Annotated in this window: 20 protein-coding genes and 1 tRNA gene; 14 read left to right on the top strand and 7 right to left on the bottom strand. The window is 57.7% G+C overall.

Going from position 1 to position 26,102, the window contains the following annotated elements; translation table 11 throughout:
* Nucleotides 1-63: 63 nt before the first annotated feature.
* Complete coding sequence (locus CP97_RS15920) at nucleotides 64-657, bottom strand: hypothetical protein (RefSeq protein WP_048885445.1); 594 nt, start codon at nucleotides 655-657, stop codon at nucleotides 64-66.
* 222 nt (nucleotides 658-879) lie between these two features.
* On the opposite strand from CP97_RS15920, the gene CP97_RS07610 reads away from it, so the two are divergent.
* Nucleotides 880-3,144: an ATP-dependent helicase gene (locus CP97_RS07610; RefSeq protein WP_472233783.1), complete on the top strand. Its 2,265-nt coding sequence runs from the start codon at nucleotides 880-882 to the stop codon at nucleotides 3,142-3,144.
* Between the two features lie 344 nt (nucleotides 3,145-3,488).
* On the opposite strand, the gene CP97_RS07605 is transcribed toward CP97_RS07610, so the two are convergent.
* Together CP97_RS07605 and CP97_RS07600 are read right to left on the bottom strand one after the other, a co-directional pair.
* On the bottom strand, nucleotides 3,489-4,913 hold the full coding sequence (locus tag CP97_RS07605; RefSeq protein WP_048885444.1) for a DEAD/DEAH box helicase: 1,425 nt from the start codon (nucleotides 4,911-4,913) through the stop codon (nucleotides 3,489-3,491).
* A gap of 127 nt (nucleotides 4,914-5,040) precedes the next feature.
* A complete protein-coding gene (locus CP97_RS07600) occupies nucleotides 5,041-5,625 on the bottom strand; it encodes a hypothetical protein (protein WP_048885443.1) in 585 nt (194 codons plus the stop codon).
* 132 nt (nucleotides 5,626-5,757) lie between these two features.
* Here CP97_RS07600 and CP97_RS07595 point away from each other — a divergent pair, with 132 nt between their 5' ends.
* Together CP97_RS07595 and CP97_RS07590 are read left to right on the top strand one after the other, a co-directional pair.
* Nucleotides 5,758-7,230, top strand: a complete 1,473-nt coding sequence (locus tag CP97_RS07595; RefSeq protein WP_048885442.1) for an FAD-binding oxidoreductase — start codon at nucleotides 5,758-5,760, stop codon at nucleotides 7,228-7,230.
* Between the two features lie 89 nt (nucleotides 7,231-7,319).
* Nucleotides 7,320-8,129, top strand: a complete 810-nt coding sequence (locus CP97_RS07590; protein WP_048885441.1) for a SapC family protein — start codon at nucleotides 7,320-7,322, stop codon at nucleotides 8,127-8,129.
* A 249-nt stretch (nucleotides 8,130-8,378) separates the two neighbouring features.
* Here CP97_RS07590 and CP97_RS07585 read toward each other — a convergent pair whose 3' ends face one another.
* Entirely contained in the window at nucleotides 8,379-9,323 is a 945-nt protein-coding gene (locus tag CP97_RS07585; protein WP_048885440.1) for an N-formylglutamate amidohydrolase, read from the bottom strand.
* 133 nt (nucleotides 9,324-9,456) lie between these two features.
* Between CP97_RS07585 and cpdR the strand changes: the two genes are divergently transcribed.
* Together cpdR and CP97_RS07575 are read left to right on the top strand one after the other, a co-directional pair.
* A complete protein-coding gene (cpdR, locus tag CP97_RS07580) occupies nucleotides 9,457-9,831 on the top strand; it encodes a cell cycle two-component system response regulator CpdR (RefSeq protein ID WP_048885439.1) in 375 nt (124 codons plus the stop codon).
* A gap of 104 nt (nucleotides 9,832-9,935) precedes the next feature.
* A tRNA-Val gene (locus CP97_RS07575) sits at nucleotides 9,936-10,010 on the top strand.
* A gap of 27 nt (nucleotides 10,011-10,037) precedes the next feature.
* On the opposite strand, the gene CP97_RS07570 is transcribed toward CP97_RS07575, so the two are convergent.
* Together CP97_RS07570 and CP97_RS07565 are read right to left on the bottom strand one after the other, a co-directional pair.
* Entirely contained in the window at nucleotides 10,038-10,430 is a 393-nt protein-coding gene (locus CP97_RS07570; RefSeq protein ID WP_053106589.1) for a MerR family transcriptional regulator, read from the bottom strand.
* Between the two features lie 47 nt (nucleotides 10,431-10,477).
* Nucleotides 10,478-12,184: a long-chain-fatty-acid--CoA ligase gene (locus CP97_RS07565; protein WP_082863764.1), complete on the bottom strand. Its 1,707-nt coding sequence runs from the start codon at nucleotides 12,182-12,184 to the stop codon at nucleotides 10,478-10,480.
* Between the two features lie 174 nt (nucleotides 12,185-12,358).
* Here CP97_RS07565 and CP97_RS07560 point away from each other — a divergent pair, with 174 nt between their 5' ends.
* From CP97_RS07560 to CP97_RS07520, 9 genes are all read left to right on the top strand, one after another.
* Complete coding sequence (locus tag CP97_RS07560; RefSeq protein WP_048885438.1) at nucleotides 12,359-13,495, top strand: thiolase family protein; 1,137 nt, start codon at nucleotides 12,359-12,361, stop codon at nucleotides 13,493-13,495.
* Nucleotides 13,495-15,825 (top strand): 3-hydroxyacyl-CoA dehydrogenase/enoyl-CoA hydratase family protein, encoded by a 2,331-nt coding sequence (locus tag CP97_RS07555; RefSeq protein ID WP_048885437.1) that lies wholly within the window; start codon nucleotides 13,495-13,497, stop codon nucleotides 15,823-15,825. Before CP97_RS07560 ends, CP97_RS07555 begins: the two co-directional genes overlap by 1 nt.
* A gap of 20 nt (nucleotides 15,826-15,845) precedes the next feature.
* Nucleotides 15,846-17,636, top strand: a complete 1,791-nt coding sequence (locus tag CP97_RS07550; protein WP_048885436.1) for an acyl-CoA dehydrogenase C-terminal domain-containing protein — start codon at nucleotides 15,846-15,848, stop codon at nucleotides 17,634-17,636.
* Nucleotides 17,637-17,686: 50 nt separating this feature from the next.
* Complete coding sequence (locus CP97_RS07545) at nucleotides 17,687-18,538, top strand: NAD(P)H-dependent flavin oxidoreductase (RefSeq protein WP_149036535.1); 852 nt, start codon at nucleotides 17,687-17,689, stop codon at nucleotides 18,536-18,538.
* Nucleotides 18,539-18,575: 37 nt separating this feature from the next.
* Nucleotides 18,576-19,655 (top strand): type III polyketide synthase, encoded by a 1,080-nt coding sequence (locus CP97_RS07540; RefSeq protein WP_048885434.1) that lies wholly within the window; start codon nucleotides 18,576-18,578, stop codon nucleotides 19,653-19,655.
* Nucleotides 19,645-20,331: a methyltransferase domain-containing protein gene (locus CP97_RS07535; protein WP_048885433.1), complete on the top strand. Its 687-nt coding sequence runs from the start codon at nucleotides 19,645-19,647 to the stop codon at nucleotides 20,329-20,331. Before CP97_RS07540 ends, CP97_RS07535 begins: the two co-directional genes overlap by 11 nt.
* The gene (locus CP97_RS07530; RefSeq protein WP_048886828.1) at nucleotides 20,331-21,425 is read left to right on the top strand and encodes an NAD(P)/FAD-dependent oxidoreductase; all 1,095 of its coding nucleotides are present in this window, start codon (nucleotides 20,331-20,333) and stop codon (nucleotides 21,423-21,425) included. The genes CP97_RS07535 and CP97_RS07530 overlap by 1 nt, the downstream gene beginning before the upstream one ends.
* Before the next feature lie 63 nt (nucleotides 21,426-21,488).
* Nucleotides 21,489-22,715, top strand: coding sequence for an NADP-dependent isocitrate dehydrogenase (locus CP97_RS07525; RefSeq protein WP_048885432.1), 1,227 nt, complete (start codon nucleotides 21,489-21,491; stop codon nucleotides 22,713-22,715).
* A 63-nt stretch (nucleotides 22,716-22,778) separates the two neighbouring features.
* Complete coding sequence (locus CP97_RS07520) at nucleotides 22,779-24,380, top strand: bifunctional GNAT family N-acetyltransferase/carbon-nitrogen hydrolase family protein (RefSeq protein WP_048885431.1); 1,602 nt, start codon at nucleotides 22,779-22,781, stop codon at nucleotides 24,378-24,380.
* Here the strand turns inward: CP97_RS07520 and putP are convergent.
* Nucleotides 24,377-25,858 carry a sodium/proline symporter PutP gene (gene putP, locus CP97_RS07515; RefSeq protein WP_048885430.1) on the bottom strand — a complete coding sequence of 494 codons (1,482 nt, stop codon included), beginning with the start codon at nucleotides 25,856-25,858 and terminating at the stop codon, nucleotides 24,377-24,379. The two genes, CP97_RS07520 and putP, sit on opposite strands and share 4 nt — an antisense overlap.
* Between the last annotated feature and the right edge of the window lie 244 nt (nucleotides 25,859-26,102).

Here is a 26,102-nt window from a genome sequence, read left to right as displayed (position 1 = left end):
AGCAAAAGAGGCCGCCCGCCATCTTTGGCATGCGACCTTCTTTCGTAATGAAAATTGTCTTGTCTAGTCGTCAGAGCCCGCATCGGATGCTGGCTGCTCCGGCCAATAATCGAGCGGACGAGAGATTCCGGGGCCGCGCTGACCGGCAGCCCATGCATTGATGCAGGAATCATCATCGTCGCTTTCGCACACCGGATATTCTTTCGGTGTGGATGGCATGGGAACGTTCTGCACCATTTCATTCGAGACGAAATTCACATCCGCGCTAGTTGTGGTGGCTGCGGTTGTGGTAGCGCTCGGTGTCGGTTCTAACTCATTGACCTGCGCGATAATCGCAGTCCAGATTGCATCACGCTGGTCCGGCGATTCAATCATCACCAGTGAGAGGCGCTGTTGGTCGTCAAGATACCACCACGCATTCTGCTGATCGCTGTCGAGCGTCCAATAATAGTTCCGGGTGGTGTCGTCCCAGCCAAAATACGCGGCCTGACGTTCAGCATCCCAGCTATCGAATATGACGCGCTGGTTATCATCCATCGTTTCGATGATTTGCTGATGCTCTGCGGGATACATCGTGGCGCCGTCCTGGCCCTGGGCGACGGCCGGCATTGCGGCCATGGAAAGGGCGGTGGCGGCAGCAAGAATTGCCTTGTTCATTATAATTTCTCCATACTCGGGTCGCCTGCTGGCGATTGCCCCCTTAAACGTGCACCAGAGGGCCTGTGTTCCGAAAAAATCTGGTTCCCCGCTTCGCCGCAGCGCTTGCACGTGCCGCCCGCGTTCCCTAGTTGTTCACAGGTGAAAAATCCCCCCGCCCCCGCAGATTCCGCCAACGCAACGGCTATCGAGAACGCAGAGAGCGCCGATTCTGCACAAAATGTGCCGGAGTGGCTTTCGCGGCTGAACCAGCCGCAGCGTGCTGCCGTGATGACAACCGAAGGCCCGGTTTTAATGCTGGCAGGTGCGGGCACGGGCAAGACCTCCGCACTCACCCACCGACTTGCGCATATTGTGCGTGAAAGGCTCGCCTGGCCAAGCGAAATTCTGTGCGTCACATTTACCAACAAGGCCGCGCGTGAAATGCGCGAACGGGTAGGCAAGCTGACAGGCGGCGCGCTGGAAGGCATGCCGTGGCTCGGCACGTTCCATTCCATCGGCGCGAAAATGCTGCGCCGCCATGCCGAACTCGTGGGTCTGAAAAGCAATTACACGATCATTGATACTGACGATCAATTACGCCTTCTCAAGACCCTGATCCGCGAAAACGACATTGACGAAAAGCGCTGGCCGCCACGCCAGCTCGCCGGCTTGATCGACAATTGGAAAAATCGCGGACTCAACCCGGCCGATCTGACTGCGGTGGACAAGGAAAGCTATGCCAATGGCAGGGGGCAGGAGATCTACAGTCTCTACCAGGCGCGGCTTATTACGCTGAACGCCTGCGATTTTGGCGATCTCCTGCTCCATATCCTCAACATTTTCCGCAAGCATCGCGATGTGCTGGAACAGTATCAGAAGCGGTTCAAATATGTGCTGGTGGACGAATATCAGGATACCAATGCCGTCCAATATCTATGGCTGCGGCTGATTGCGCAATCTCGCAAGAATATCTGTGTGGTCGGCGATGATGATCAGTCCATCTATTCATGGCGCGGCGCAGAAGTTGCCAATATTCTGCGGTTTGAAAAGGATTTTCCCGGCGCATCCGTGGTCAAGCTGGAACAGAATTATCGCTCCACCCCACAAATCCTTGCCGCGGCCAGCGGGCTGATAGCCGCCAATAGCCAAAGGCTGGGCAAGACCTTGTGGACCGATATGCCCGCTGGCGAAAACCTACGTGTCATCGGCGTGTGGGACGCCCCTGAAGAAGCGCGCCGGCTGGGTGAGGAAATAGAACGGCTGGAACGTGAAGGCGCAAGCCTTGAACAGGTCGCGATCCTTGTGCGCGCCCAATATCAGACGCGCGAGTTTGAAGATCGCTTCATCCAGATTGGCCTGAACTACCGCATCGTGGGGGGGTTTCGCTTTTACGAACGTGCCGAGATTCGCGATGCGCTGGCCTATCTGCGCGTCATCGCCCAACCGGCAGACGATCTGGCGTTCGAGCGCATTTATAACCAGCCAAAGCGCGGCCTTGGTGCCAAGACGCTGGAAAAGATGCACCAGCATGCGCGCCGCACAGGCATGCCCCTTGCGGCAGCCTCGCTTGAACTCGCCGATACCGATGAGCTGCCCGCACGGGCGTCCAATACCATTGCAGAACTGATGCGCGGCTTCCTGCGGTGGCGCGAAATGAGCGAAGCGGTCACTCCGTCAGAACTGCTGCGCAGCGTGCTGGAGGACGCAGGCTATGATGCGATGCTCAAGGCCGATCGCTCACCCGAGAGCGCGGGCCGCGCGGAAAACCTCGTCGAACTTGCGCGCGCAATGGAAGAATATGAAACGCTCGGCGATTTCCTGGAACATGTCGCACTGGTGATGGACAGTGATGCCTCCGATGAGGAGGAAAAAGTCACCATCATGACGATGCATGCTGCCAAGGGGTTGGAGTTTGATCACGTCTTCCTGCCGGGCTGGGAAGAAGGCGTATTTCCCTCTCAACGCTCGCTTGACGAAGGTGGGCTAGCCAGTCTGGAAGAGGAACGCCGCCTAGCCTATGTCGCGATCACCCGCGCACGGCGGCGTTGCACGATCTTGCACGCAGCGAACAGGCGCATCTTCGGCCAATGGTCCAGCTCCATCCCCAGCCGCTTTATCGAGGATTTGCCCGAAGATCATATCGAAAGCGAAACCACGATGACAGGCGGCAGATCGCTATGGCAGGCGAATTGGAGTGAGACTGAAGATCCCTTCGCGCATGTTTCGCAAAGCCGGCCCGATCGCTCTCAGAAACGCGGCCCCGGATGGCAACGCGCGCTGGCCACCGGCTATGATACAAAACAGGTCCGCGTGAAGGAACCGGGCCGCTCCTCCGCTAGTTTTGCTGCCAAACCGCGCAGCGACATCGTGATGGGCGACCGCGTGTTTCACGACAAGTTCGGCTATGGCAAGGTCATCGGACAAGAAGGCAACAAGCTGGAAATCGAATTCGAGAAAGCCGGCGTGAAGCGCGTAATCGATAGCTTCGTTACGGTGGCGGACTGAGGGGCTCGGGAAGCGTGTGACAGATGAGAATATCTGCTTTCCTACGCTTGCAAACCGCATCAGGTCCAATCTGCTCTTTCACATCGTCCGTCTCTCTATTTGCCGCCAGACTTGACTGATGCGCAGTTTAGACCCGATAAAGTGTCACCTTGTTCATTTGCGCTGTAAATCACGGAAAAGTCGCATTTTTCATATCATATGTCAGGGTGACACGGTGTAACCCTTGTCACCTTGCAGTAAATGCAAATTTCACCACCGACAGTTGTCCATCGGATCAATGTAGGAATAACAGGTGCAAGCCCGGAGCCGAACTGAGCCCCATCGGCCAGCAATCAGTCGCCTGATCAGTTAAAACCGACGGCGAGAAATTCCGGCTTGGGTCCGTTCCATTCACCAGCAGCCACCGGCTCATCATCCTGATTACGACGACGCGGCTTGCGCTCTTCCTGTCCTGATTGCCTAGGTTCCCTGGCCTCACGCTTAGGCTTGTCCTCGCGTTCGGGCTTCTTCTCTTCGCGTTCCGCAGTGTCGACAGTGTCCGATTTGCGGGCGCGTGAGCGTTTGGGCTTTTCTGCTACCTCAGTTTCAGCATCAGGCGCCGGCTCTGCCTTTACACGCTTTTCAGCAGGCTTAGGCAGATCGACGCGCACATCCTTCTTGCCGAACACAGCAATCGCGCTGCCGGTCAGCTTTTCGACATTTTCAATAGCTTCCTGATCACCCTCGGCAACGAAGGTGAAGGCGCGGCCCTTATTGCCAGCGCGGCCTGTACGGCCGATGCGGTGGACATAGTCATCAGGATGCCACGGCGTATCGTAATTGAAGACGTGGGACACACCCTTGATGTCCAGACCGCGTGCAGCGACGTCAGATGCAACAAGAATGTTGATGGCGCCGTCCTTGAACCGCTGCAATTCGGCATTGCGGCTAGCCTGATCGATATCGCCGTGGATTTCGCCGCTGGCAAAGCCATCGCGCTGAAGCGCCTTGTTAAGTTCGCGCACCGTGGTCTTGCGATTGGAAAAGATGATCGCGGTTTCAACCAGATCATTGCGCAGCAGCCAGCGCAAGGTGTCCTGCTTTTCGCGCGATTTCACGGGTATCTTGAATGCGGTGATATTCTCATTCGTAGAAGCGGCGCGGCTCACCTCGATCCGTTTTGGATCATTGAGAAACTTCTTTGCCAGATTGGCAATTGGCGGCGGCATGGTGGCGCTGAACAGCATGGTCTGGCGCTGTTCGGGCAGCTTTTCACAGATGAATTCGATATCGGGGATGAAGCCCATGTCGAGCATGCGATCTGCCTCGTCGATAACCAGCAGTTCACATCCATTGAGCAGGATCTTGCCGCGTTCGAACAAATCCATCAGACGGCCGGGTGTGGCGATCAGTACATCGACGCCTTCATTCAGCGCCTTGACCTGATCACCCATTTGCACGCCGCCGATAAGCAACGCCATTTTGAGATCGTGATTCTTGCCGTATTTCTCGAAATTCTCCGCAACCTGCGCGGCAAGCTCTCGGGTTGGCTCCAGAATGAGGCTGCGCGGCATGAGCGCGCGGCGGCGGCCGCTGGCCAGCACATCGATCATCGGCAGCACAAAACTTGCGGTCTTGCCTGTGCCCGTCTGGGCGATACCGATCAGATCCTTCATCATAAGAACGGCTGGAATAGCTTCCGCCTGGATCGGGGTGGGCACGGTGTAACCGGCCGTTTCCACGGCCTGGAGTAATTCAGGAGAAAGGCCGAGATCGGCGAAAGTTGTCAAAATACGTGTTTCCGGAAAGAATCATGGCAACGCGAAAGCGCGAAACCTCTAGGCGCGCCCTAGTCGCCACGCAGCGCAAAAGTCAAGATTTACGGATAAATTGCAGGGCAGATCCTGTCCGTTGTGCCTAGTTGGCAACGGCAACCAGTCGCGAAAAGCCATCCACCTGGCAGCTGGCGCCGGCACGCGATTGTAGCCTGTCACGTGCGACACAAAGTCGTTCATCATCGCTGCGTTCGATATAAAATCCAGCGTAAAACGCGCGCGCAGAGCAGCCATTTTCGAGAGTGGCAGCAATCACGCTGTCATTGCGTGTGAAAAACAGCAGGCGATTGTCTCCTCCCGGATGAACGCCAACGACCGATCTTGCATCGATGCAATCATCATGTTCCTCCTCGGCATAGCGGGTGCGCATCTCGCGCCGCGGCAACTCACTCAACATCTGCGAACGCGCCTGCCGCGCAGCTGGGCCAATGCGGATGACGATCCGGCGCTCGATTCGCACCTGGTTCTGCGCTCCGGGCTGACGCGCGCGTTGGAGAGTGTCGAACGGGGCTGAGCCGCCAGGATCAAACCCCAGCGCTGGACCGGGAACCGATTGGGCCACTGACGCCGGCGGTGCATCCTGAGCTTCGGCCGGAGACGCGAATTGGCCGGCAAGAACCGGCACAAGGATGGCGATAAGGGCCAGAAGGCATAGGAGACGTTTCATTCGTACAATTTACTGGAAATTCAGCCCCAACTCGTCGCTTGTTCAGGGCTCTTTCTAGCTATCAGGATTGAATGGCGGCTTAACTGTGCAATTGGCCTTTGCAATAATCGGCTGCACTGGCATCAGGCGCGCATGAGCAGGACAGATGAATTTCTTGACGCGGCAACGAAGGTCCTCGGGCCGCGTGGGCTGATGACAGACGCCGAAACGATGTCTCCGTGGCTGACCGACTGGCGCGGCCGCTTTACCGGACAGGCCCTCGCCCTCGCCTCCCCTGCATCAACTGCGCAGGTCGCCGCGCTTGTCAAATTGTGCCGTAGTCATGGAATTGCGATTGTCCCGCAAGGCGGCAACAGCGGCATGTCCGGCGGCGCTACGCCCGATAAAAGCGGAACGGCCATCATCCTCTCGCTCAGGCAGATGAACAGCATTCGCCGGTTCGACAGCGACGCTGGCGAGATCACATGCGATGCCGGTGTCATTCTCCAGACTTTGCATGAGACGGCCGAAGCACAGCACTTGCGGTTCCCACTGACGCTAGGCGGAAAAGGTTCGGCGACGATCGGCGGCCTGATTTCCACCAATGCCGGCGGAACACAGGTGTTGCGCCACGGGTCAATGCGCGCGCAGGTCATGGGGCTGGAAGCGGTGATGGCGGACGGATCGGTCTTCGATGCTCTCATCCCGCTAAAGAAGGACAATCGCGGCTTCGACCTCAAGCAATTGCTGATCGGGTCCGAGGGCACACTCGGCATTGTGACCGCAGCAACCCTGCGACTCATTCCTGCCCTGGCTGACCGCGCCGTGCTGTGGGCAGGGCTCGACAGCATCCGGGACGCGCGCAAACTTCTGCTTCATGCGCAACGTTTTGCAGGCGACGCATTGGAAGGTTTCGAGGTGATACCACACGATTCGCTTCGTGCCGTGCTGGCGCAATCTGCGCAGGCCAGACCACCACTGGCCGCCAAGCATGAATGGCACGCCCTTATCGAACTGGCTGCAGATGCCTCCTCAGTGGATGCGCTACCAGCGCTCAGCCAGTCCTTGCTTGAAAGCGCATTCGAGGCGGGACTGGTGGAGGACGCTACCCTGGCCGCCAGCGATACGCAGGCAGAAGCCTTCTGGACTTTGCGTGATGAAATTGGCCCAGCAGAGCGGGGGCTTGGCCCTGCGGTCCAGCACGATATATCAGTCCCGGTTGCGGACATGGCGGAATTTGTCACCGCCACCGTTCCGAAGGTAGAGGCTGCCTTCCCCGGCACGCGCGCGATCGCATTCGGTCATCTGGGCGATGGCAATGTGCATTTCCACGTCCGCGCCCCTTCGGATGAAGAGCCCCGGAACTGGGAGCATGGAAAGGGCAAGGCGATCAGCCGTTTCGTGCATGATGAAGTCACTGCGTGGGGCGGATCGATCAGCGCAGAGCACGGGATTGGCCAGCTGAAACGCGATGAGCTGGCGCGGCTGGGCGACCCGGTCCATCTTCAGATATTGCGACAGGTGAAGCGTGCGCTCGACCCCGACGGGCTGCTCAATCCGGGCAAATTGATCCCGGCTGACGATGGACGCGCACACGCGCTTGCGCCGGGAGCACGCACACAGTAAGGCCCGGCCCCAACATTCCGGCACCCCCTGACAAAGGACAAAGTCCCCGTTGCGGGTGTCTCCTGACAATCCAATCCGGAGAGAACATCATGGCGAGCGCGCCGAAAGCCAGTCTGCCGATCCTTTACAAGGAACTCGTGCCCCTCAACAGCAATGACCACGGTTCCTGGAAAGGTCGCACGACCGAAAAGGCGCCCTGGGTTTCCTCGCAACATGCCATCCCGCTTACCGTGGAAGAATTTCCCTTGGCGCAGCGCGATTTCCCTATCGTCTTTTCAGCGGGCGACAAGCCCGTGCCATTGGCGCTCATGGGCCTTAATGAAGGCGTGAACGTCTTTTTCGAAGATGATGGCACCCCGATTGGCGCCCCTTATGTGCCGGCATATGTGCGCCGTTATCCGTTCCTGCTCGCGAAGCTGCAGCCCGAAACGGATAATCTCTCCCTGTGCTTCGATCCGACCAGCGATCTTGTGGGCGATTTCGATGAAGGCCAGCCGCTTTTTGGCGAAGACAAGCAACCCAGCGAGCATTGCAAGAACCTCCTCGATTTCTGCGAGAAGTTCGAACAGGCCGGTAACAAGACCCAGATGTTCGTGGAAGAACTGACCAAGGCCGATCTGCTCATGGACGGCGAGATATCCATCCAGCGGCGCGATAATCCCGACCAACCCTTTACTTATCGCGGCTTCCGCATGGTGAATCAGGATAAACTGCGCGAACTGCGCGGAGACCAGCTGCGCAAATGGAATGAAAGCGGCCTTCTGCCGCTCATCTTCGCACATCTTTTCTCGCTCGATCTGATGCGTGTTATTTTCGCCCGACAGAGCGAAATGGGCAAGGGTCCGATGGCTGTTGGCGGGGCCAATGGCGCCGCCAACGCCACCCTTCCCGAGGCTTGACGCCAGGCAATTTTGGCATTGAACAGAAATGGGCGCGGTCCGGCAACGGATCGCGCCCATTTCATTGCCTCTTGAACCTTCGCGTCTGTAGGCCTATTTCTGAAATGTCCGGTCGCCGCTCCCCTCATGGCGAGACTGGATAGATGCACTTCGGTGCATCTCCTCCCTGAACCTTGGCCGCCTCTTGCGTAATGCGAGAGGCGGTTTTTTTTGGCCGCTTTGGCCGCAATGAATATTGGGCAAGCCGCCCTATTCAGCAGCCTCGGCCAGCCCATCATTCGTGCCGGTCAAATCATCGGCCAGACGGCGCACCAATCCTGTCACGATTCGCACGACATCGGCCATGCCTGCACCCGGTTCACGCAGTTTGTTGTCGAGATAGGCCGCTCGGCAGATTTCCAGCTGTATCGCGTTGATATGCCGTGCTGGCGCGCCATGCCGATCGAGCACATATCCGCCAGCATAGGGGCGGTTATGCGAAGCGCTGACACCGGCCTGCTCGAAATGTTCGAAGCTGCTGCGCACCAGCCCGCTTTCGCAAGAACCGCCGAAACGATCACCGATCACGTAATCCACCGCCGCGACATCGCTTGAAGTGAGGCTGAGCGGAGGCATTGAGTGAAGATCGAGCAACAGTGCCACGCCCCAACGGTCCTTCATGGCATCGAGCGTTCGCGCCAGAGCAGCATGATAGGGATTGTGGACCAGTTCCACCCGCTCTGCCAATTCACCACGCGTCAGGCGAGAATTCCACAATTCCCCAAGTCCTGGCAGGCGACGCGGGACAAGGCCCAATCCGCTACGCGCACGTCGTCCGGCCCTGAAGCGGGCGCGCACAGGCCCGTCACCATCAGACACCATCTCCCAATCGATATCTTCCGGTGAACGATTGAGGTCGATCATGGCACGCGGTGCATGGGCCACCAGAAGCACGGCACCGGTTTCCCGCGCAACAGCTTCGGCCACAAGGTCAACATAGCGATCCTCTAGTCGCAATGGCGCGTGATCGACATGCCGCAGGCGCTTCAACAGCGAATTGGGATAGGTCCTGCCCGCATGGGGCACAGCGATCAGCACCGGAATAGCCATCGGCTTACGACGGCGTAGCTTAAAGGCGGCGACTCCGTCGCTACCGGGAACGATTGCGGCATCGCGAGAAGGCGAATCGTCTCCTGATGTCTCAAATCGGTCCATTTCTGATCCTTGCTGGCCGCGAACGCGCTCTGTGTCAAAGAGAGGCACATGGATTTGAAACAAGACTTTGTTACAATTTGCCGGTTAGAGGGCTGCAACGTTTTTCAGATACACGATCACAAGGACACTAGGCATGATCCACATCCTGCTCGCCGAAGACGACACAGCGATGCGCACCTATCTCAAGCGGGCGCTCGAAAACGCTGGCTTTTCGGTGATGGCGGTCGGATCGGGCCTGGATGCAATGCCGCTCCTTGAAACCGAGATTTATGACCTGCTTTTGTCGGATATCGTGATGCCGGGAATGGACGGGATCGAACTTGCCCAGCGCTGCAATGAATTAAGTCCGTCGACGAAGGTCATGTTCATTACCGGCTTTGCAGCCGTGGCCTTGCGCGCCAACCGCGAAGCGCCGCATGCCAAGATGCTTTCCAAGCCGTTCCATCTGAAAGACCTCGTGCTCGAAGTGGAGCGCATGTTCGAAGACGCTGCGGTCGCTTCTCTGTAATAACGGCGGAACTTGTGCAGGTCCTTGCCGAAGGGTCTTGCAACCGTGCGATGGCGGCGCTAGATGGCCCGCCTGCCGTCCGAGAGGGCGAGGCCGAATGGTGCGGGCGTATAGCTCAGTGGTAGAGCACTATGTTGACATCGTAGGGGTCGCAAGTTCAATCCTTGCTACGCCCACCATTCGCCCCCGAGATACCGATAGATCGATCAGTCCTGCGATTCGTCCTTGCCAAGATGCTTGCGCGACATGGCCTCGATTGTCTTGAGTTCTTCAATAGTCTGTTCGATTGCATCGCGCTGCTGGCTCAATTCCTCCAGCCGGTGCTGCACACCTTTCAACATGCGCCGCACCTGCGCCACCTGATCGGGGTCATGATCATAAAGGCTCAGGAATTCGCCGATTTCACGGATGCTGAAACCCAGACGCTTGCCGCGCAATATCAACTGCATGCGGCCCATTTCCCGCGGCGAGTAGACACGCATGGTCCCAACTCGCTCAGGCTGGATGAGCCCCTTGTCCTCGTAAAAGCGCAAGGTGCGCTGGGTCACGCCGAGCGCGGCGGAAGCTTCGGCAATGCTCTTCAGATCGCCGTGCTCCATGCCTTCAAAGCCGGGAATCTCGCTAGACCCCGGGATCGCCGGATTGCTCACCCTGCATCCCCCCCTTCTGCCGCAGCCTTGGCCCGTTCTTCGGCCACCAGTTCCTTCTTTTCGAGTTTCCCGACCAGAGTCTTGGGCAATTCGTCTCGGAATTCATAGGCGTCCGGCATTTCAATCGGATTCAGGCGCATCTTCAGAAATTCATTGAGCTGGCCTGCATCAAGTTCTTCCCCTTCATGCAAGGCAATGAACAGCTTGGGGGCCTCACCGCGATAATCGTCGGGAATGCCGATGGCGACAGCTTCCCTTACCGCCGGATGTTCATAGGCTGCATCCTCGATCACGCGCGGATAGACATTGTAGCCGCTGCAAAGGATCAGATCTTTGATCCGGTCGACGATAAAGAGGTATCCGTCTTCATCGAGATAGCCGATATCGCCGGTACGCAGCGCGCCATCGACAAAAGTAGTTTCGGTTGCGTCAGGACGGTTCCAATATCCCTTCATCACCTGTGGCCCGCGGGCGCATATCTCGCCCTTCTCGCTCGGATCCTCATGCAGGTCTCCGGTTTCCGGATCGCGTATTTCGATAATCGTGTGCGGAAAGGCTGGCCCGGCAGAATTGTCCTTCACCGGCTGGCGGCCCAGCAATGGGTTGCTGGTGATGATGGGCGATGCCTCTGTCAGGCCGTAACCTTCCGATACCAGAGAGCCGGTGCGCGCTTCATATTGCCTGCGCACATCAAGCGGTAGCGGCGCCCCGCCCGATATGCTGGTTCGCACTGCTGACAGATCGGGCACCTTGTCATCCGGCAGGGAGCCAAATGCATTGTAAATGGTAGGCACGCCAAAAACCTGCGTCGGTGGTTTGCGGCGGACTGTCTTGAGTACTTCATCCATTTCGAAGCGCGGCAACAAAACCAGTTCAGCCGCTGTATCGATTCCGAAATTGAGCACGCAGGTCAGCGCAAACACATGGAACAGGGGCAACACGCCCAATGTGCGTTCCTGCACCTCTCGCGTTTCGCCGACATGCAGCATCATCTGCGCGCTATTGGCGGCAAGGTTGGCATGGGTAAGCATGGCACCCTTTGGACGCCCGGTCGTTCCCCCTGTATATTGGAGCACCGCCACATCATCCGGCCCCTGCTCCACTGCAACGGGAGAAGCGTCATGCGCCGCGAGAGAACGGTAATTGAGATAAGAAACCTCGGCCCGCTTCTTCGCCATGCTGGACCGCTTGACAGTCCGCAGGCCCACGCCTTTCCAAAATGGCAGCACATCCGCCATCGAGCACAGCACGATTTTTTCCAGCGCGCCCTTTCCCCAGGCCGCCGCCACCTTGCCATGAATCAATTCAAGGTCGGGCACTGCCACCATTTTGGCGCCCGAATCGGTGACAAGAAATTGAACCTCGCTCGCCGAATAAAGCGGGTTCAGATTGACGACCACGCCGCCTGCCCGCAGCACGGCGAAGTACATGATGACCGAATAAGGCGTGTTGGGCAGACACAGTCCAAACCTGTCGCCCTTGTCCAACCCAGCAGCCTGCAGGCCCGAAGCCACGCGATCGACCAAATGACCGATTTCAAGATAAGTCCATTCGCGGCCCAGAAAATCGATGCAGATGCGATCAGGAAATGTCGCCACCGAATGATCGAGCGCCTCTGTCAGCAAGCGCGGACGAATCTGACCGTCCGCATCAAGGATGCGGCTTGTGTCGAGCGGTCGCGAAGTTGCGTCAGCCGGGAGCATTTGTTTCCTTTCCCTCGCGCATCTCTATTCCGGATCATGTATAAAAACGACCGAAAGTGCGTCTTGATTCCATTTTGCTTTACCTATACGTGAAGCTAAAGACTATATCGTAACCATTCGGCGCAAAAGGTCAATCGCGCTGAAAACCGAGAGAAAATTGAAAGGCAAGACACCATGACAGATGTCGTCATCGCAGGTTATGTCCGTTCCCCGTTCCACCCCGCCCATCGCGGCGCACTGGCCAAGGTCCGTCCGGATGATCTGGCGGCCAACACTATCAAGGGTCTGATTGAGCGCACCGGCGTAAATGCTGACGATATCGAAGATCTGATCATGGGCTGCGCCTTCCCCGAGGCAGAGCAGGGTTTCAATATCGCACGCCTCGTGGTGTTGCTGGCCGATCTTCCGATCAGCATTGGCGGGATCACCATGAACCGTTTCTGCGGCTCTTCGATGAGCGCGGTGCATTATGCGGCGGGCCAAATCGCGCTTGGTGCCGGAGAAGTCTTCATCTGCGCAGGCGTTGAATCGATGAGCCGGGTGCCGATGTCAGGCTTCAACCCGATGCCCAACCCCAAGCTTGCTGAAAAAAGCTCTGCCTATATTGGCATGGGTGACACGGCAGAAAACGTCGCGAGGAAATATAACTTCAGCCGCGAGGCGCAGGAAGCCTTCGCCGTAAACAGCCAGCAGAAGGCTGGACAGGCAATCGAAAAAGGCGCTTTCAAGGATGAGATCGTTCCCATCAACCTGCCCGACGGGACGCTGGTCGACAGGGATGGCACACCACGCCCAGATACCACGGCAGAAGGTCTGGCTGGACTGAAGCTGAGTTTCGATGAAAATGGCAGCGTGACCGCAGGCACCGCCTCTCCGCTGACCGATGGTTCTGCCGCCCTGCTGGTATGCAGTGCCGATTATGCCGCGAAGAATGGCCTGTCTGTCATCGCGAAAGTAAAAAGCATGGCGATTTCAGGTTGTGCCCCGGAGATCATGGGCATTGGTCCCGTTGAAGCCAGCAAGAAGGCATTGAGCCGCGCGGGCCTGACCATTGACGACATTGACGTGGTCGAACTGAACGAGGCATTTTCCAGTCAGTCGCTTGCTTGCATTGGCGATCTTGGCATTGAGGCTGACAGGATCAATCTTGATGGCGGCGCGATTGCTATCGGGCACCCGCTTGGCGCGACCGGTGCGCGGATTGTGGGCAAGGCTGCAAGCCTGCTCAAGCGCGAGGGCAAGAAATATGCGCTGGCAACCCAGTGCATCGGCGGCGGACAAGGTATCGCGACTATTCTGGAGACCGCATAATGGCCGACAAGTCGATCAATAAAGTCTGTGTCATTGGTGCAGGCATCATGGGTGCAGGCATTGCTGCACAGGTCGCCAATGCAGGCGTGCCCGTGCTGCTGCTCGACATCGTTCGCGATGAGGATAATCGCAATTCGATAGCTGAAGGCGCCGTTGCCAAGATGCTCAAGACCGACCCCGCCCCCTTTATGGGCAAACGGGCGGCCAAATTGGTCGAAACGGGCAATATCGACGATCATCTGGATAGGGTTGCCGAGTGCGAGTGGGTGATCGAGGCGATCATCGAACGGCTTGATATCAAGCAGGAATTATACGCCAAGCTGGAAAAGGTCCGCAAGCCAGGCACTGCGGTCAGTTCCAACACCTCCACTATCCCGCTGGTGCAGCTGGTTGATGGCCGTTCTGACCAGTTTAAGCAGGATTTCCTGATAACCCATTTCTTCAATCCGCCGCGCTACATGCGACTGATTGAAATCGTCGCCGGTCCCAAGAGCGATCCCGATACTGTGGCGAAGGTCAGCGACTTTGTTGACCGTCAGCTAGGCAAAAGCGTGGTGAATGCAGAAGATTCACCCGGCTTCATCGCCAACCGCGTTGGCACATTCTGGATTCAGGCAGCAGTCAATGCCGCATTCGATCAGGGCATCAGCGTGGAGGAAGCCGATGAGATTGGTGGACGCCCCATGGGCGTGCCCAAGACCGGCATTTTCGGATTGGTCGACCTGATTGGCGTCGACCTCATTCCGCATCTGAAGAACTCGCTCACCAGCACGCTGTCCAAGGACGACCCTTATCAGGCGATCGCCCGCAACGAACCGCTGATCGATCAGATGATCGAAGAAGGCTACACCGGGCGCAAGGGCAAGGGCGGCTTCTATCGCCTTAACAAAGGTGCCGATGGCAGCCGCGTCAAGGAAGCCAAGGATCTGAAGAGCGGGGAATATCGCGCTGCAGCACGTCCCGGCCTTGTCCGTGGCCGCGCCGCCAAGGGTGATCTTGCTGCATTGATCGAAGCAGAAGGCAAAGTCGGTGCATATGCCTGGGCGGTGCTCGGCCCCACCCTGTCCTATGCCGCCAGCATTGTCCCCGAAGCCACCAAGACAGTGGTCGGCGTCGATGATGCAATGAAACTCGGCTATAATTGGAAGATAGGACCGTTCGAGATGATCGACCGGATCGGCGCTGGCAAATTGCGTGAAAAGCTGGCCGCAAGCGATATTCCTGTCCCCGCCATTCTCGAACAGGTCGGAGATGGCACATTCTATCGCGTCGAAAATGGCAAACGCCGGTATTTTGGCACTGATGGTGCGTATCACGACGTGGACCGCCCCGAAGGCGTACTGTTGCTGGAAGACATCAAGCTGTCGTCCAAACCGCTGCTGAAAAACGGGTCTGCCGCCTTGTGGGATGTGGGTGATGGCGTGGTCGCGCTGGAATTCACCGCAAAGATGAATGCACTGGATGAGCAGGTGATGAAGCTCATCCAGAAATCCATTGCGCTGGTGAAGAGCGATTACAAGGCGCTGGTAGTCTATAATGAAGGTTCCAACTTCTCGGCTGGTGCCAATCTTGGCCTTGCCCTTTTCGCGCTCAATATTGCGGCGTGGAGTGAAGTCGAAAAATCGATAAAGGGCGGACAGGACGCCTACAAGGCGCTCAAATACGCCCCCTTCCCCGTCGTTTCCGCTCCTTTCGGGATGGCTCTGGGAGGCGGCTGTGAAATCTGCCTCAATTCAGATGCGGTGCAGGCGTATGCCGAAACCTATATCGGGCTCGTTGAAGCCGGCGTGGGGATTGTTCCGGGCTGGGGCGGCTGCGGCGAAATGCTGACTCGTCAGCTGGAAAATCCGCGTCATGGCCAAGGTCCTATGCCTGCGGTGTCCAAATGCTTCGAGATTATCTCGACCGCAACGGTCGCCAAGTCCGCCAGTGAAGCAAAGGACCTCGGCTTCCTGCGCCGCAGCGATGGGATCACAATGAACCGTGATCGGCTGCTGCACGATGCCAAGGTCCGTGCGCTGGCAATGGTTGATGGCTATGAGGCTCCTGAAAAACCGGAATTCCGCCTGCCCGGCCCCACCGGCGCAGCGGCACTGAAACTGGCGGTCGAAAGCTTCCGCATACAGGGCCTTGCTACGCCGCATGATGAAACCGTGGCCGCTGAACTGGCCCACATACTGACAGGCGGCAGTACCGACATCACCGAAACCGTGACCGAAGCGCAAATGCTCGAGCTGGAAGTCGAGAGCACCATGCGCCTTGTCCGAAACCCCAAGTCGCAAGCCCGTGTCGAGCACATGCTCGAAACCGGCAAGCCGCTACGTAACTGATTTCAAGGGAGAGCACCGACATGCAAGTCTATGAAGCCCCCATCCGCGATATGCGCTTCGTTCTCGAAGAACTTCACACCGACGACGGGTTTGGAGAGCTCGAAGGGTTTGAGGATTTCGACGCGGATATGCGCGCCGCCATCCTCGAAGAAGCGAATAAGCTGTGCCGCGACGTACTGCTGCCGTTGAACTGGTCTGGCGATCAGGAGGGCTGCCGCATCGAAAACGGCGTGGTCCGCACACCTGAAGGTTTCCAGCAGGCCTATAAACAGTTCTGTGAAGGCGGTTGGGCCGGGCTTGGGGTCGACCAGAAATGGGGCGGCCAGGGTGCACCGCACTCGCTCGCCAAGATGGTTGAGGAAATGAGCTGCTCCACCAATCTTTCGTTCGGGCTGTATCCTGGCCTTACCAATGGCGCGATGGTCGCTTTGGACGGTTATGGCAGCGAAGATTTGAAAAACTTCTACATGCCCAGGCTCGCCAATGGCGAATGGACGGGCACCATGTGCCTGACAGAATCGCATTGCGGCACCGATCTGGGCTTGTTGCGCACCAAGGCTGTGCCGCAGGATGACGGCAGCTACCTTGTTACGGGCAACAAGATCTTCATCAGCGCTGGTGATCACGATCTCGCCGATAATATCGTCCATCTGGTGCTGGCTCGCCTGCCCGATGCTCCCAAGGGCGTAAAGGGCATCAGCCTGTTTCTCGTGCCCAAGTATCTGCCCAATGACGATGGGTCGCTGGGCGACCATAACAATGCCGGGCCGACCGCCATCGAACACAAGATGGGTCTGAAGGCTTCAGCCACCTGCCAGATGGCTTTCGAGGATTCCAAGGGCTGGCTTGTCGGCAAGCCTAACCGCGGTCTCGAAGCCATGTTCGCCATGATGAATAGCGAACGTGTTGCTGTTGGCATTCAGGGCCTGGGCGTCGGCGAAATCGCTTATCAGTCCGCAGTCTATTACGCGAAGGATCGCTTGCAGGGTCGCTCGCTTTCGGGTGCGAAGAACCCCGATGGTCCAGCAGATCCGATCATCGTTCACCCCGATGTACGCCGCATGCTGATGACCATGCGCGCCTATAATGAAGGTTCGCGCGCTGTATCCGCATGGGTCAGCCGCGCGCTGGACGCCGAACATGCCGCCGTCGAACCCGAGGCACGCGAACGCGCAAAGGATTTCATCGCCCTGATGACTCCGGTCGTGAAAGCACTGTTCACCGATCTTGGTCATGAAAGTGCCCATCTCGCGGTGCAGGTTTATGGCGGCCACGGCTATATTCAGGAATCCGGTATTGAACAATTTGCCCGTGACGCGCGAATCGCCCAGATTTACGAAGGGACCAATGGTATTCAGGCACTCGATCTGGTCGGTCGCAAGCTGCCCGATCGTATGGGCCGCAATTTGCGCTCCTTCTTCCACCCTGTATCCCAATTCATCGAAGAGAACGCCGGTGACGAGCAAATTGGCAAGATGGTCGCCTCTCTCCAGCAGAGCTTTGGCGCATTGCAGCTGTCCACCGGTCACATCGCGCAAAAGGGTCTGAAGGACCCGGAAGAAGCGGGTGCGGCTGCTTATGACTATTTGCGGTTGCTCGGTTTTGTGGCGATGGCCTACTGCTTCGCAAAGGCAACGAAGGTCGCGCATCAGAAGCTGGCCGAAGGCACTGATGAAATCGCTTTCTACGAAGCCAAGATCATCACCGCCAAATTCTTCTTCGATCGTTTGCTGCCGCCTGCAACTGCGCAGTTCATGGCGATCAAGAGCGGCAAGGCAAGCATGATGGATATGCCGGAGGACGCATTTTGAACGTTGCCGATTTCAAGGCACGGCTGACAATTCCTGCGATTGCAGCGCCCATGTTCCTTGTCTCCGGCCCCGATCTGGTGGTCGAAACCTGCAAAGCTGGCATGTGCGGTACTTTTCCGGCGCTGAACCGGCGCACGTCAGAAGGGTTTGAGGATTGGCTGAATGAAATACAGGACAGGCTGGGTGATGATGACGTGCCCTATGGCGTGAACCTTATCGTCCACCAGTCCAACCCGCGCGTGCAGGCGGATCTTGAATTATGCGTGAAGCACAAGGTGCCGCTGGTTATCACGTCCCTGGGCGCCGTCCCCGATCTGGTGAATGCTGTCCATTCCTATGGGGGACTGGTATTTCACGATGTGATCAAGCGCCGCCATGCCGAAAAGGCCGTTGAAGCAGGCGTCGATGGCATCATTGCGGTTGCCGCCGGTGCGGGTGGCCATGCCGGCACTTACAGTCCCTTTGCTCTGGTTTCGGAATTGCGCGATTTTTTTGATGGGGCGATCATCCTTTCCGGCTCGATGAGCCAGGGTGGCCATATTGCCGCTGCGGAACTGATGGGCGCCGATTTCGGCTATCTCGGAAGCCATTTCATTACCTCGAAGGAAAGCATGGCTTCCAATGATCAGAAAGACATGATGATCGGCGCCACTGCCAAGGATATTACCTACACCGACAAGGTGACCGGTGTAGGTGCCAATTTTCTCACCCCCAGTCTGGAGGCCGCGACGCTGCCGGAACATGGCGGTCAAATGTCCCTGAATGAAGAAGCCAAGGCGTGGAAAACGATCTGGTCTGCGGGCCATGGCGTAGGCGCCTCACGGGCCGTTCTCCCTGCAAAAGCCATCTGCGAGCAGCTGATCACCGAATATCAGGAAGCAAAGTCGAAATTCTGCCGATAAGGCGGCACCAAAGGCAGACCGACCCGTTTGATTACATATGGGTAGCAATTCCAATCACGTAACGCCGCGCGTCAGTTCCATCGCCACTGCAGTGCCGCAGTGTGACGTTCACTCCAGCTACACTGGATGGGCAGAGCGGCAGCTCGGCACGCGAGAAGCCGCAATTTACAGGCGGATGGAAGCGCGCGGCGGCATAAGCCACCGATACTCCACCCTCTCCGGCGGCGATGCGACATTTGATTTCGGCAGCTTCTATGGTTCCGGCACGCCCCCAGGCACTGGCCAGCGCATGCAGCGTTATGCTGAGGCTGCACCCGACCTTGCGATGGCTGCCGTGGATGCCCTCCCCTCCACTGATGGAGTCACCCATCTGGTGATTGCCAGCTGCACCGGATTCATGGCACCCGGACTTGATCAATTGATTGCCCGCCGTCTTGGTCTTTCTGCTGATGTGGAGCGTGTGAGCATCGGCTTCATGGGTTGCTATGCCGGTATAACCTTATTGCGCACAGCGGCTCATATCGTCCGCTCTGATCCTGAAGCGCTGGTGCTCGCGATCTCGGTCGAATTGTGCAGTCTGCACTTGCAGGAAACTGACAATCTGGAACGATTGCTCGCGATGGGTCAGTTCGCTGATGGCGCCGCCGCAGCGATCGTGAGCAGTTCAGGCGAAGGGCTTGGCCTGGGAAAGGGATTATCCGCCGCGCTTGACGATAGCGAAGATCTCATCACCTGGACCGTGGGCGATACAGGCTTTGCCATGAACCTTTCCGGTGCGGTTCCGGGCAGGCTGACCGACGCGCTGGAGACATCCGATCTGCGCGCCACGATAGAAGGCAATGCGCGTCCGGAAGTCTGGGCCGTTCATCCGGGCGGCCGCTCTGTGCTGGACGCTGTGGAGCGCGGGCTTGATCTGGTGCCGGACGCACTTGATGCTTCGAGAGGCGTTCTTGATAAATATGGCAATATGTCATCGGCCACAGTGCTTTTTGTCCTTCACAAACTGATGGCAGATCGTCCACGCGACGGCGCGATGCAGGGTATCGCTCTTGCGTTTGGACCGGGGCTTGCAATGGAGGGTGTTCGTTTCGGCTGGGAGAGCGGCGATGCTCTCTGAAAGGCTTTTCAAGACCGAGATGATGGATGACCCGGCACTGCCCCAACGCACCTATGAAGCCGTGCTGGCAGACCTCGCCAAAGTTAACCGCTTTACCCTTGCCTATCGCCCCACTCTGCTGTTCTTGCAACGTGCCGTAGCTGGCCGCAAAAGCTTCAAATTGCTCGACGTCGGGTTTGGCCAGGGCGATATGCTGCGGGAAATTGCCGGATGGGCAAAGCGGCATGGCATCGGAGCAGAATTGGTCGGGGTTGATCTCAATCCGCGCAGTGAAAAATCCGCGCGTGATGCCACCGCCTCCGATCTCCCGATCAGCTATCATACTGGCGATTTCGCGGATTTGGCGGGAGAAGGCTGGGACTTCATCATATCAAGCCTGGTGGCACATCACATGACGACCGAAGAGCTGGTTCCATTCCTTCGCTTCATGGAGGCAGAGGCGACCTGCGGTTGGTTTGTAAATGATCTGCATCGCCACAGTTTTAGTTATGCCATGTACCCTATCCTCGCTTTCCTTGCCGGCTGGCACCGAATCGTTCGCATCGACGGGCGCACGTCGATAGGGCGCGCATTCATACCCGACGAATGGTGCGAACTGCTGACAGAGGCGCAAATCAAAGGTGGGCAGGTCAGCAGGTTTTTCCCATTTCGCCTATGCGTCTCACAGATTCGCTGATGGATTCGCCCCTCATCATTGGGGCCGGGCCTGCCGGAAATGCAGCGGCCATCAGATTGGCGCAGTTCGGCATTACATCCACTCTTATCGACCGCGATGAAGACGTGGGAGATCCCCTTTGCGGCGGATTTCTGAGCTGGCGCACAGCCGAGCAATTGCGAGCACTTGGCGTGGATATCCATGCAGCAGGTGCGCAATTTGTATCGCGTCTCAGGTTATTCGCTGGTGCAAGAGAGGCTTCGATGGACTTGCCGCAAACCGGCTATGGCCTGTCACGCCATGCCTTGGACTCTGCGATGAGAAAGGTCGCCTTGCAGCACGGAGCGAGGATCGAATGCGATACTATCCGCGCAATTTCAGAAGGCACCGCTCAGGGCCATGCAATGGATTGGAAGGCGGAGACAATCTTCCTTGCAGTGGGCAAGCATGACATGCGCGGGCTTTCCCGGCCCCGCCGCGCCAGGGATAAGACGCTTGGTTTGCGCTTACGCCTACCTCGGTCCGCTTTGCGGGACCAATTATTGGGCGGCGCAATCGAACTGCATTTGTTCAAAGGTGGCTATGCCGGAATCGTGCAGCAGGAAAATGGCTCTACCAACATTTGCCTTGCGCTCCGCAAATCTGCGCTCGCCAGGTCAGGCGGATCGCCGGTGGACTTGTTCGAACAGCTGACTCACGAAAGCCCTGCCCTGGCAGAACGATTGGGCGATGATTGGCAGGATGCACGCTTCGATACCATTGGCGCGGTGCCTTACGGTTGGATTTGCAGCAATACAGAAGACCGCCTTTACCGCCTTGGGGATCAGGCCGCAGTCATCCCATCGCTTGCCGGAGAGGGCATTTCGATCGCACTGGCGAGCGGTATAATGGCTGCCAAATATCATTGGGAGGGAAAGGACGCCGGCGCATTCCAGAAAAACTTCGCAAATCTGGCGCGCAGACCCGTCAGGCTTGCATCTGCTGCATGGCACGCTGCCGAAAGCCGGATTGGCGCGCGCGCTGCCATCGCATTGGCGCATATCGCTCCTCGCTTGATCGCGTCATTTGCCGAATTGGCACGAATTCCTGTCCAGCCATCCCTTGCACCTCGTTAAGGCCCTGCTAAAGACGCGCCAAACTTCACCGCATTCTAGAAATTCGAGACACAGGGAAGCCCCATGGCGAAAATTCAGGTCAAGAACCCCATCGTTGAAATCGACGGCGACGAGATGACGAAGATCATCTGGCAATGGATACGTGAACGACTGATCCTTCCCTACCTCGATGTCGACCTGAAATATTACGATCTCTCGGTCGAAAAGCGCGACGAGACTGATGATCAGATCACCATTGATGCCGCCAATGCCATCAAGGAACATGGCGTGGGCGTAAAATGCGCCACCATCACCCCGGATGAAGCGCGCGTCGAAGAATTCGATCTCAAGCAGATGTGGCGTTCGCCCAATGGCACGATCCGCAATATTCTCGGCGGCGTGGTTTTCCGCGAACCTATCGTGATCGATAACGTCCCGCGCCTCGTCCCCGGCTGGACCGATCCGATTGTTGTGGGTCGCCATGCTTTTGGCGACCAATATCGCGCCACTGACACGCTGATCCCCGGCGCTGGCAAGCTGCGTCTGGTGTTCGAAGGCGAAGATGGCGAGAAAATTGATCTCGACGTATTTGAATTCGAAAGCCCCGGCGTCGCTATGGCGATGTATAATCTGGACGATTCGATCCGCGATTTCGCGCGCGCCAGCCTTAATTACGGGCTTGATCGTGGCTGGCCGGTCTATCTCTCGACCAAGAACACCATTCTCAAGAAATATGATGGCCGCTTCAAGGACTTGTTCCAGGAAATTTTCGACGCCGAGTTTGCCGACAAGTTCAAGGAAGCCGGCATTGGCTACGAACACCGCCTGATCGATGACATGGTTGCGGCCGCGCTCAAGTGGAACGGAAAATTTGTCTGGGCCTGCAAGAATTACGATGGCGATGTGCAGTCCGATATCGTGGCACAGGGCTTCGGTTCGCTCGGCCTGATGACCTCGGTCTTGATGACACCCGACGGCAAGACCGTGGAAGCGGAAGCCGCACATGGCACTGTAACCCGCCATTATCGCCAGCATCAGGAAGGCAAGGCGACCAGCACCAACCCCATCGCCAGCATCTTCGCCTGGACCCGCGGCCTCATCTATCGCGGTCGTTTCGACAATACACCCGATGTCGTTGCCTTTGCCGAAACATTGGAGCGCGTCTGCATAGAATGTGTCGAAAATGGCAAGATGACGAAAGATCTCGCGCTGCTCATCGGCCCCAGCCAGAGCTGGATGACGACAGAGCAGTTCTTCGAAGCCATTGTCGATGGTCTGGAAGCCGAGATGAGCAAGCAGGCACAGGGTTGATCCCAAGGTGATCGTGGCGGGCCAATATGCCCTCCCCCTTCGCCGGTGTGAAAGGGGAGCGGCATGACCAAGGCCCGGCTCGAAATTCGCCAGGCCGAGAGTGGCGATGTGCGCCGCATCGCCACTCTCGCCAAGCGTGTCTATGATGATTTTGCGCCCTATACACAGGGCGAAATTCGCGGGCAGCTGAACAATTATCCGCAAGGCTGCTTTGTGGCCCTGCTGGATGACAAGCTGATCGGCTATTGCGCCACCATGCGCATCAGCGGTGATAAGGCGCTGCGTCCGCATAGCTGGGACGAAATTACCGGCAATGGTTATGGCAGCCGCCATGATCCATTGGGCGACTGGCTATATGGCTATGAAATGTGCGTTGACCCCAAGGTGCGCGGCACGCGTATCGGCAGGCGCCTATATGAAGAACGGCGAAAGCTGGCCGAACAGCTCGAACTCAAAGGTATCGTCTTTGGCGGACGCATGCCGAACCTGCGCAAAAGCTGGCGTCGGGTGGATGGGCCGGCAGATTATCTTGATCAGGTAATTTCCGGGAAAATCCATGATCCTGTCCTGCGCTTCCAGCTTGCCAACGGCTTTGAACCTATTGGCGTCTTGGCAAAATACCTGCCGGAAGATTCCAACAGCCGCGGCAATGCGGTCCACATGGTATGGCGAAACCCCTTCGTCGATCAGGAAGCCAGCCCGCAGGCCCGCGTTCCGCGAGGGGTTGAAAATGTGCGGGTCGCAACCTGTCAATTGCAGGCGCGTGCGGTTAAGGATTTTGACGAATTCCTGCGCCAGATCAAATATTTTGTAGACGTTGCAAGCGATTACGAAGCGGATTTCATCCTCTTTCCTGAACTTTTCACGCTGATGCTATTGAGCGCTGAAGAGAAAGAATTATCCCCGCTTGAAAGCATTGAATGCTTGTCCGATTATACGCCCCGCATCCGAGAGGCGCTCTCGGAAATGGCGCTCAGATATAATATCAATATCATCGGTGGATCGCACCCGACACGCATGGAGGATGGCGACATCCACAATGTCGCGATGGTGTGCCTGCGCGATGGTTCAATCCACGAACAGGAAAAGATTCACCCCACTCCTAACGAGGCGTATTGGTGGAATATTCGTGGCGGCGATGCGGTCGATGTGATTCAGACGGACTGCGGCCCCATTGGCGTTCTCATCTGTTACGATTCCGAATTTCCCGAACTTGCGCGCCGCCTGTGTGACGAAGGTGCGCGTATCATCTTTGTGCCTTTCTGTACGGACAGCAGACAGGGCTATATGCGCGTGCGATACTGTGCGCAGGCCCGCGCGATCGAAAACCAGTGCTATGTGGTGATGAGCGGCAATGTCGGGAACCTGCCCAATGTCGCCAATATGGACATTCAATATGCGCAAAGCTGCATACTGACGCCCTGCGACTTCCCCTTCGCACGCGATGGTATCGCTGCGGAGGCCTCCGAAAATGTCGAAACGCTGACCATCAGCGATGTGAATCTGGCAGACCTTGCTTGGGCGAGAGCCGAAGGGACTGTCCGCAATCTCGCAGACCGTCGCTTCGACCTTTATCGTATCGAGTGGGAGCACCGCGAAGGTGCGACACAAAATGACCCATCAGGCCCGCCGCCAATGCAGCAGCATGGGCCCGGCGGAGGCTAGGCCTCCAGCACGGGCGCGTCCTTTCTCGTCGCCTTGCTCACCAGCCAGATTGCCAGCCAGGCGGCGACAAAACCCGGAATGATTTCATACACGCCCGGCCCACCAAGGAACGCACCGTTCCAGCCGAGCGCAATCCACGCCATCACTACCACAGCGCCCGTCACGAGACCCGCAACGGCGCCCGCACCGGTCATGCGTTTCCATGTCAGCGATAGAATGATCAGCGGGCCGAACGCCGCGCCAAAGCCTGCCCACGCATTGGCGACCAGCGCCAGAACACCGCTTTCAGGGTCGCTCGCAATGACGATGGCAGCCACTGCAACCAATGCCACGCTGACGCGGCCGACATTGACCATCTCGCGTTCGCTTGCGTTCTTTTTCAGGAACAGGCGGTAAAAATCTTCCGCCAAAGAGCTGGAGCTGACCAGCAACTGGCTGGAGATCGTTGACATGATAGCAGCGAGCAAAGCCGCCAGCAGGAAGCCGGTCACAAAGGGATGAAACAGCGTGTTGGCGAGCAGGATAAAGATCGTTTCCGGGTTCTCCAGCGTCAGGGCCGGATTGCGCTCCACATAGGCGCGTCCGGCAAGACCAATGCCGAGCGCACCGATCAGTGCGACCGCCATCCAGCTTAACCCGATATTGCGAGCCGCGGGAATCCCGCCCTCGCGCACTGCCATGAAACGCACGATGATATGTGGCTGCCCGAAATAGCCAAGGCCCCATGCCACGGCGCTGAGGAAGCCAATCACGCTCAATCCGCTGAACCAGCTGAGGAAATCAGGATCCATGCTTTTCAGGGTCTGCGTCATCTGGCCAATGCCTCCACCGCCCTGCCCGTAAAGCACCACCAGCGGCATCACGACCAGCGCCAGCACCATGATGCAGCCCTGCACGAAATCTGTCAGGCTAACCGCCAGAAATCCTCCCACCATCGTATAGGCCAATACGACCAGAGCTGTGAGCATCACGCCAGCCATATAGGGACTGAAACCCATGACCTGGCCATCGATAAAGGTGCTTTCGAACAGCAGGCCTCCACCCACGAGGCCCGCCGCGGAATAGACCGCAAAAAACACGACGATAATGATCGCGGAAACCACTCGCAGGGCCACCGCCTTGTCAGGAAAGCGATTGGCAAGGAATTCCGGGATTGTCAGCGCATTGCCATAATCCACCGTCTGCTGGCGCAGGCGCGGAGCCACGACGATCCAGTTCACCACTGCGCCGACAAAAAGCCCGATACCTATCCACGCCTCGACCAGCCCCGTTGCGTAAAGCGCGCCGGGCAGGCCAAGCAGCAGCCAGCCCGACATGTCGGACGCCCCGGCAGAAAGCGCCGCGACCGCCGGATGCAGATTCCGTCCACCGAGCAAATACCCTTCGCTATCCTCGGTCGAGCGCTTCCAGGCGTAAAGGCCGATAGCAAGCATTAGAATGAAATAAGCGGCGAGAGCGATGATCGTTGATGTCTGCATGTGCCCATGCTTAGCGATCCGTTGATCTGTGTCACGGGGTCCGGCGCAATTCGCAAGGGAGTTTCCCCCGATGCTTCACAGCGCAAGTTTAGTTCACCGGTCGCCGGCCTGGTGCAGCATCCTTACAAATGGCATCCATGCATCCAGTCCAGAAGCAGTGGAGCAACTGATTGGGATCTGCCCCACGCGCCAATCGCGCAGCCTGGTTACCATGCGCAATCCGGCTGTCGGGTCGCTACTGCCA

The organism is Aurantiacibacter atlanticus (assembly GCF_001077815.2).
Classification (GTDB): Bacteria; Pseudomonadota; Alphaproteobacteria; order Sphingomonadales; family Sphingomonadaceae; genus Alteraurantiacibacter; species Alteraurantiacibacter atlanticus.
Note: the sequence above shows the minus strand (reverse complement) of the source record. Positions and strands in the feature narration are given on the sequence as shown.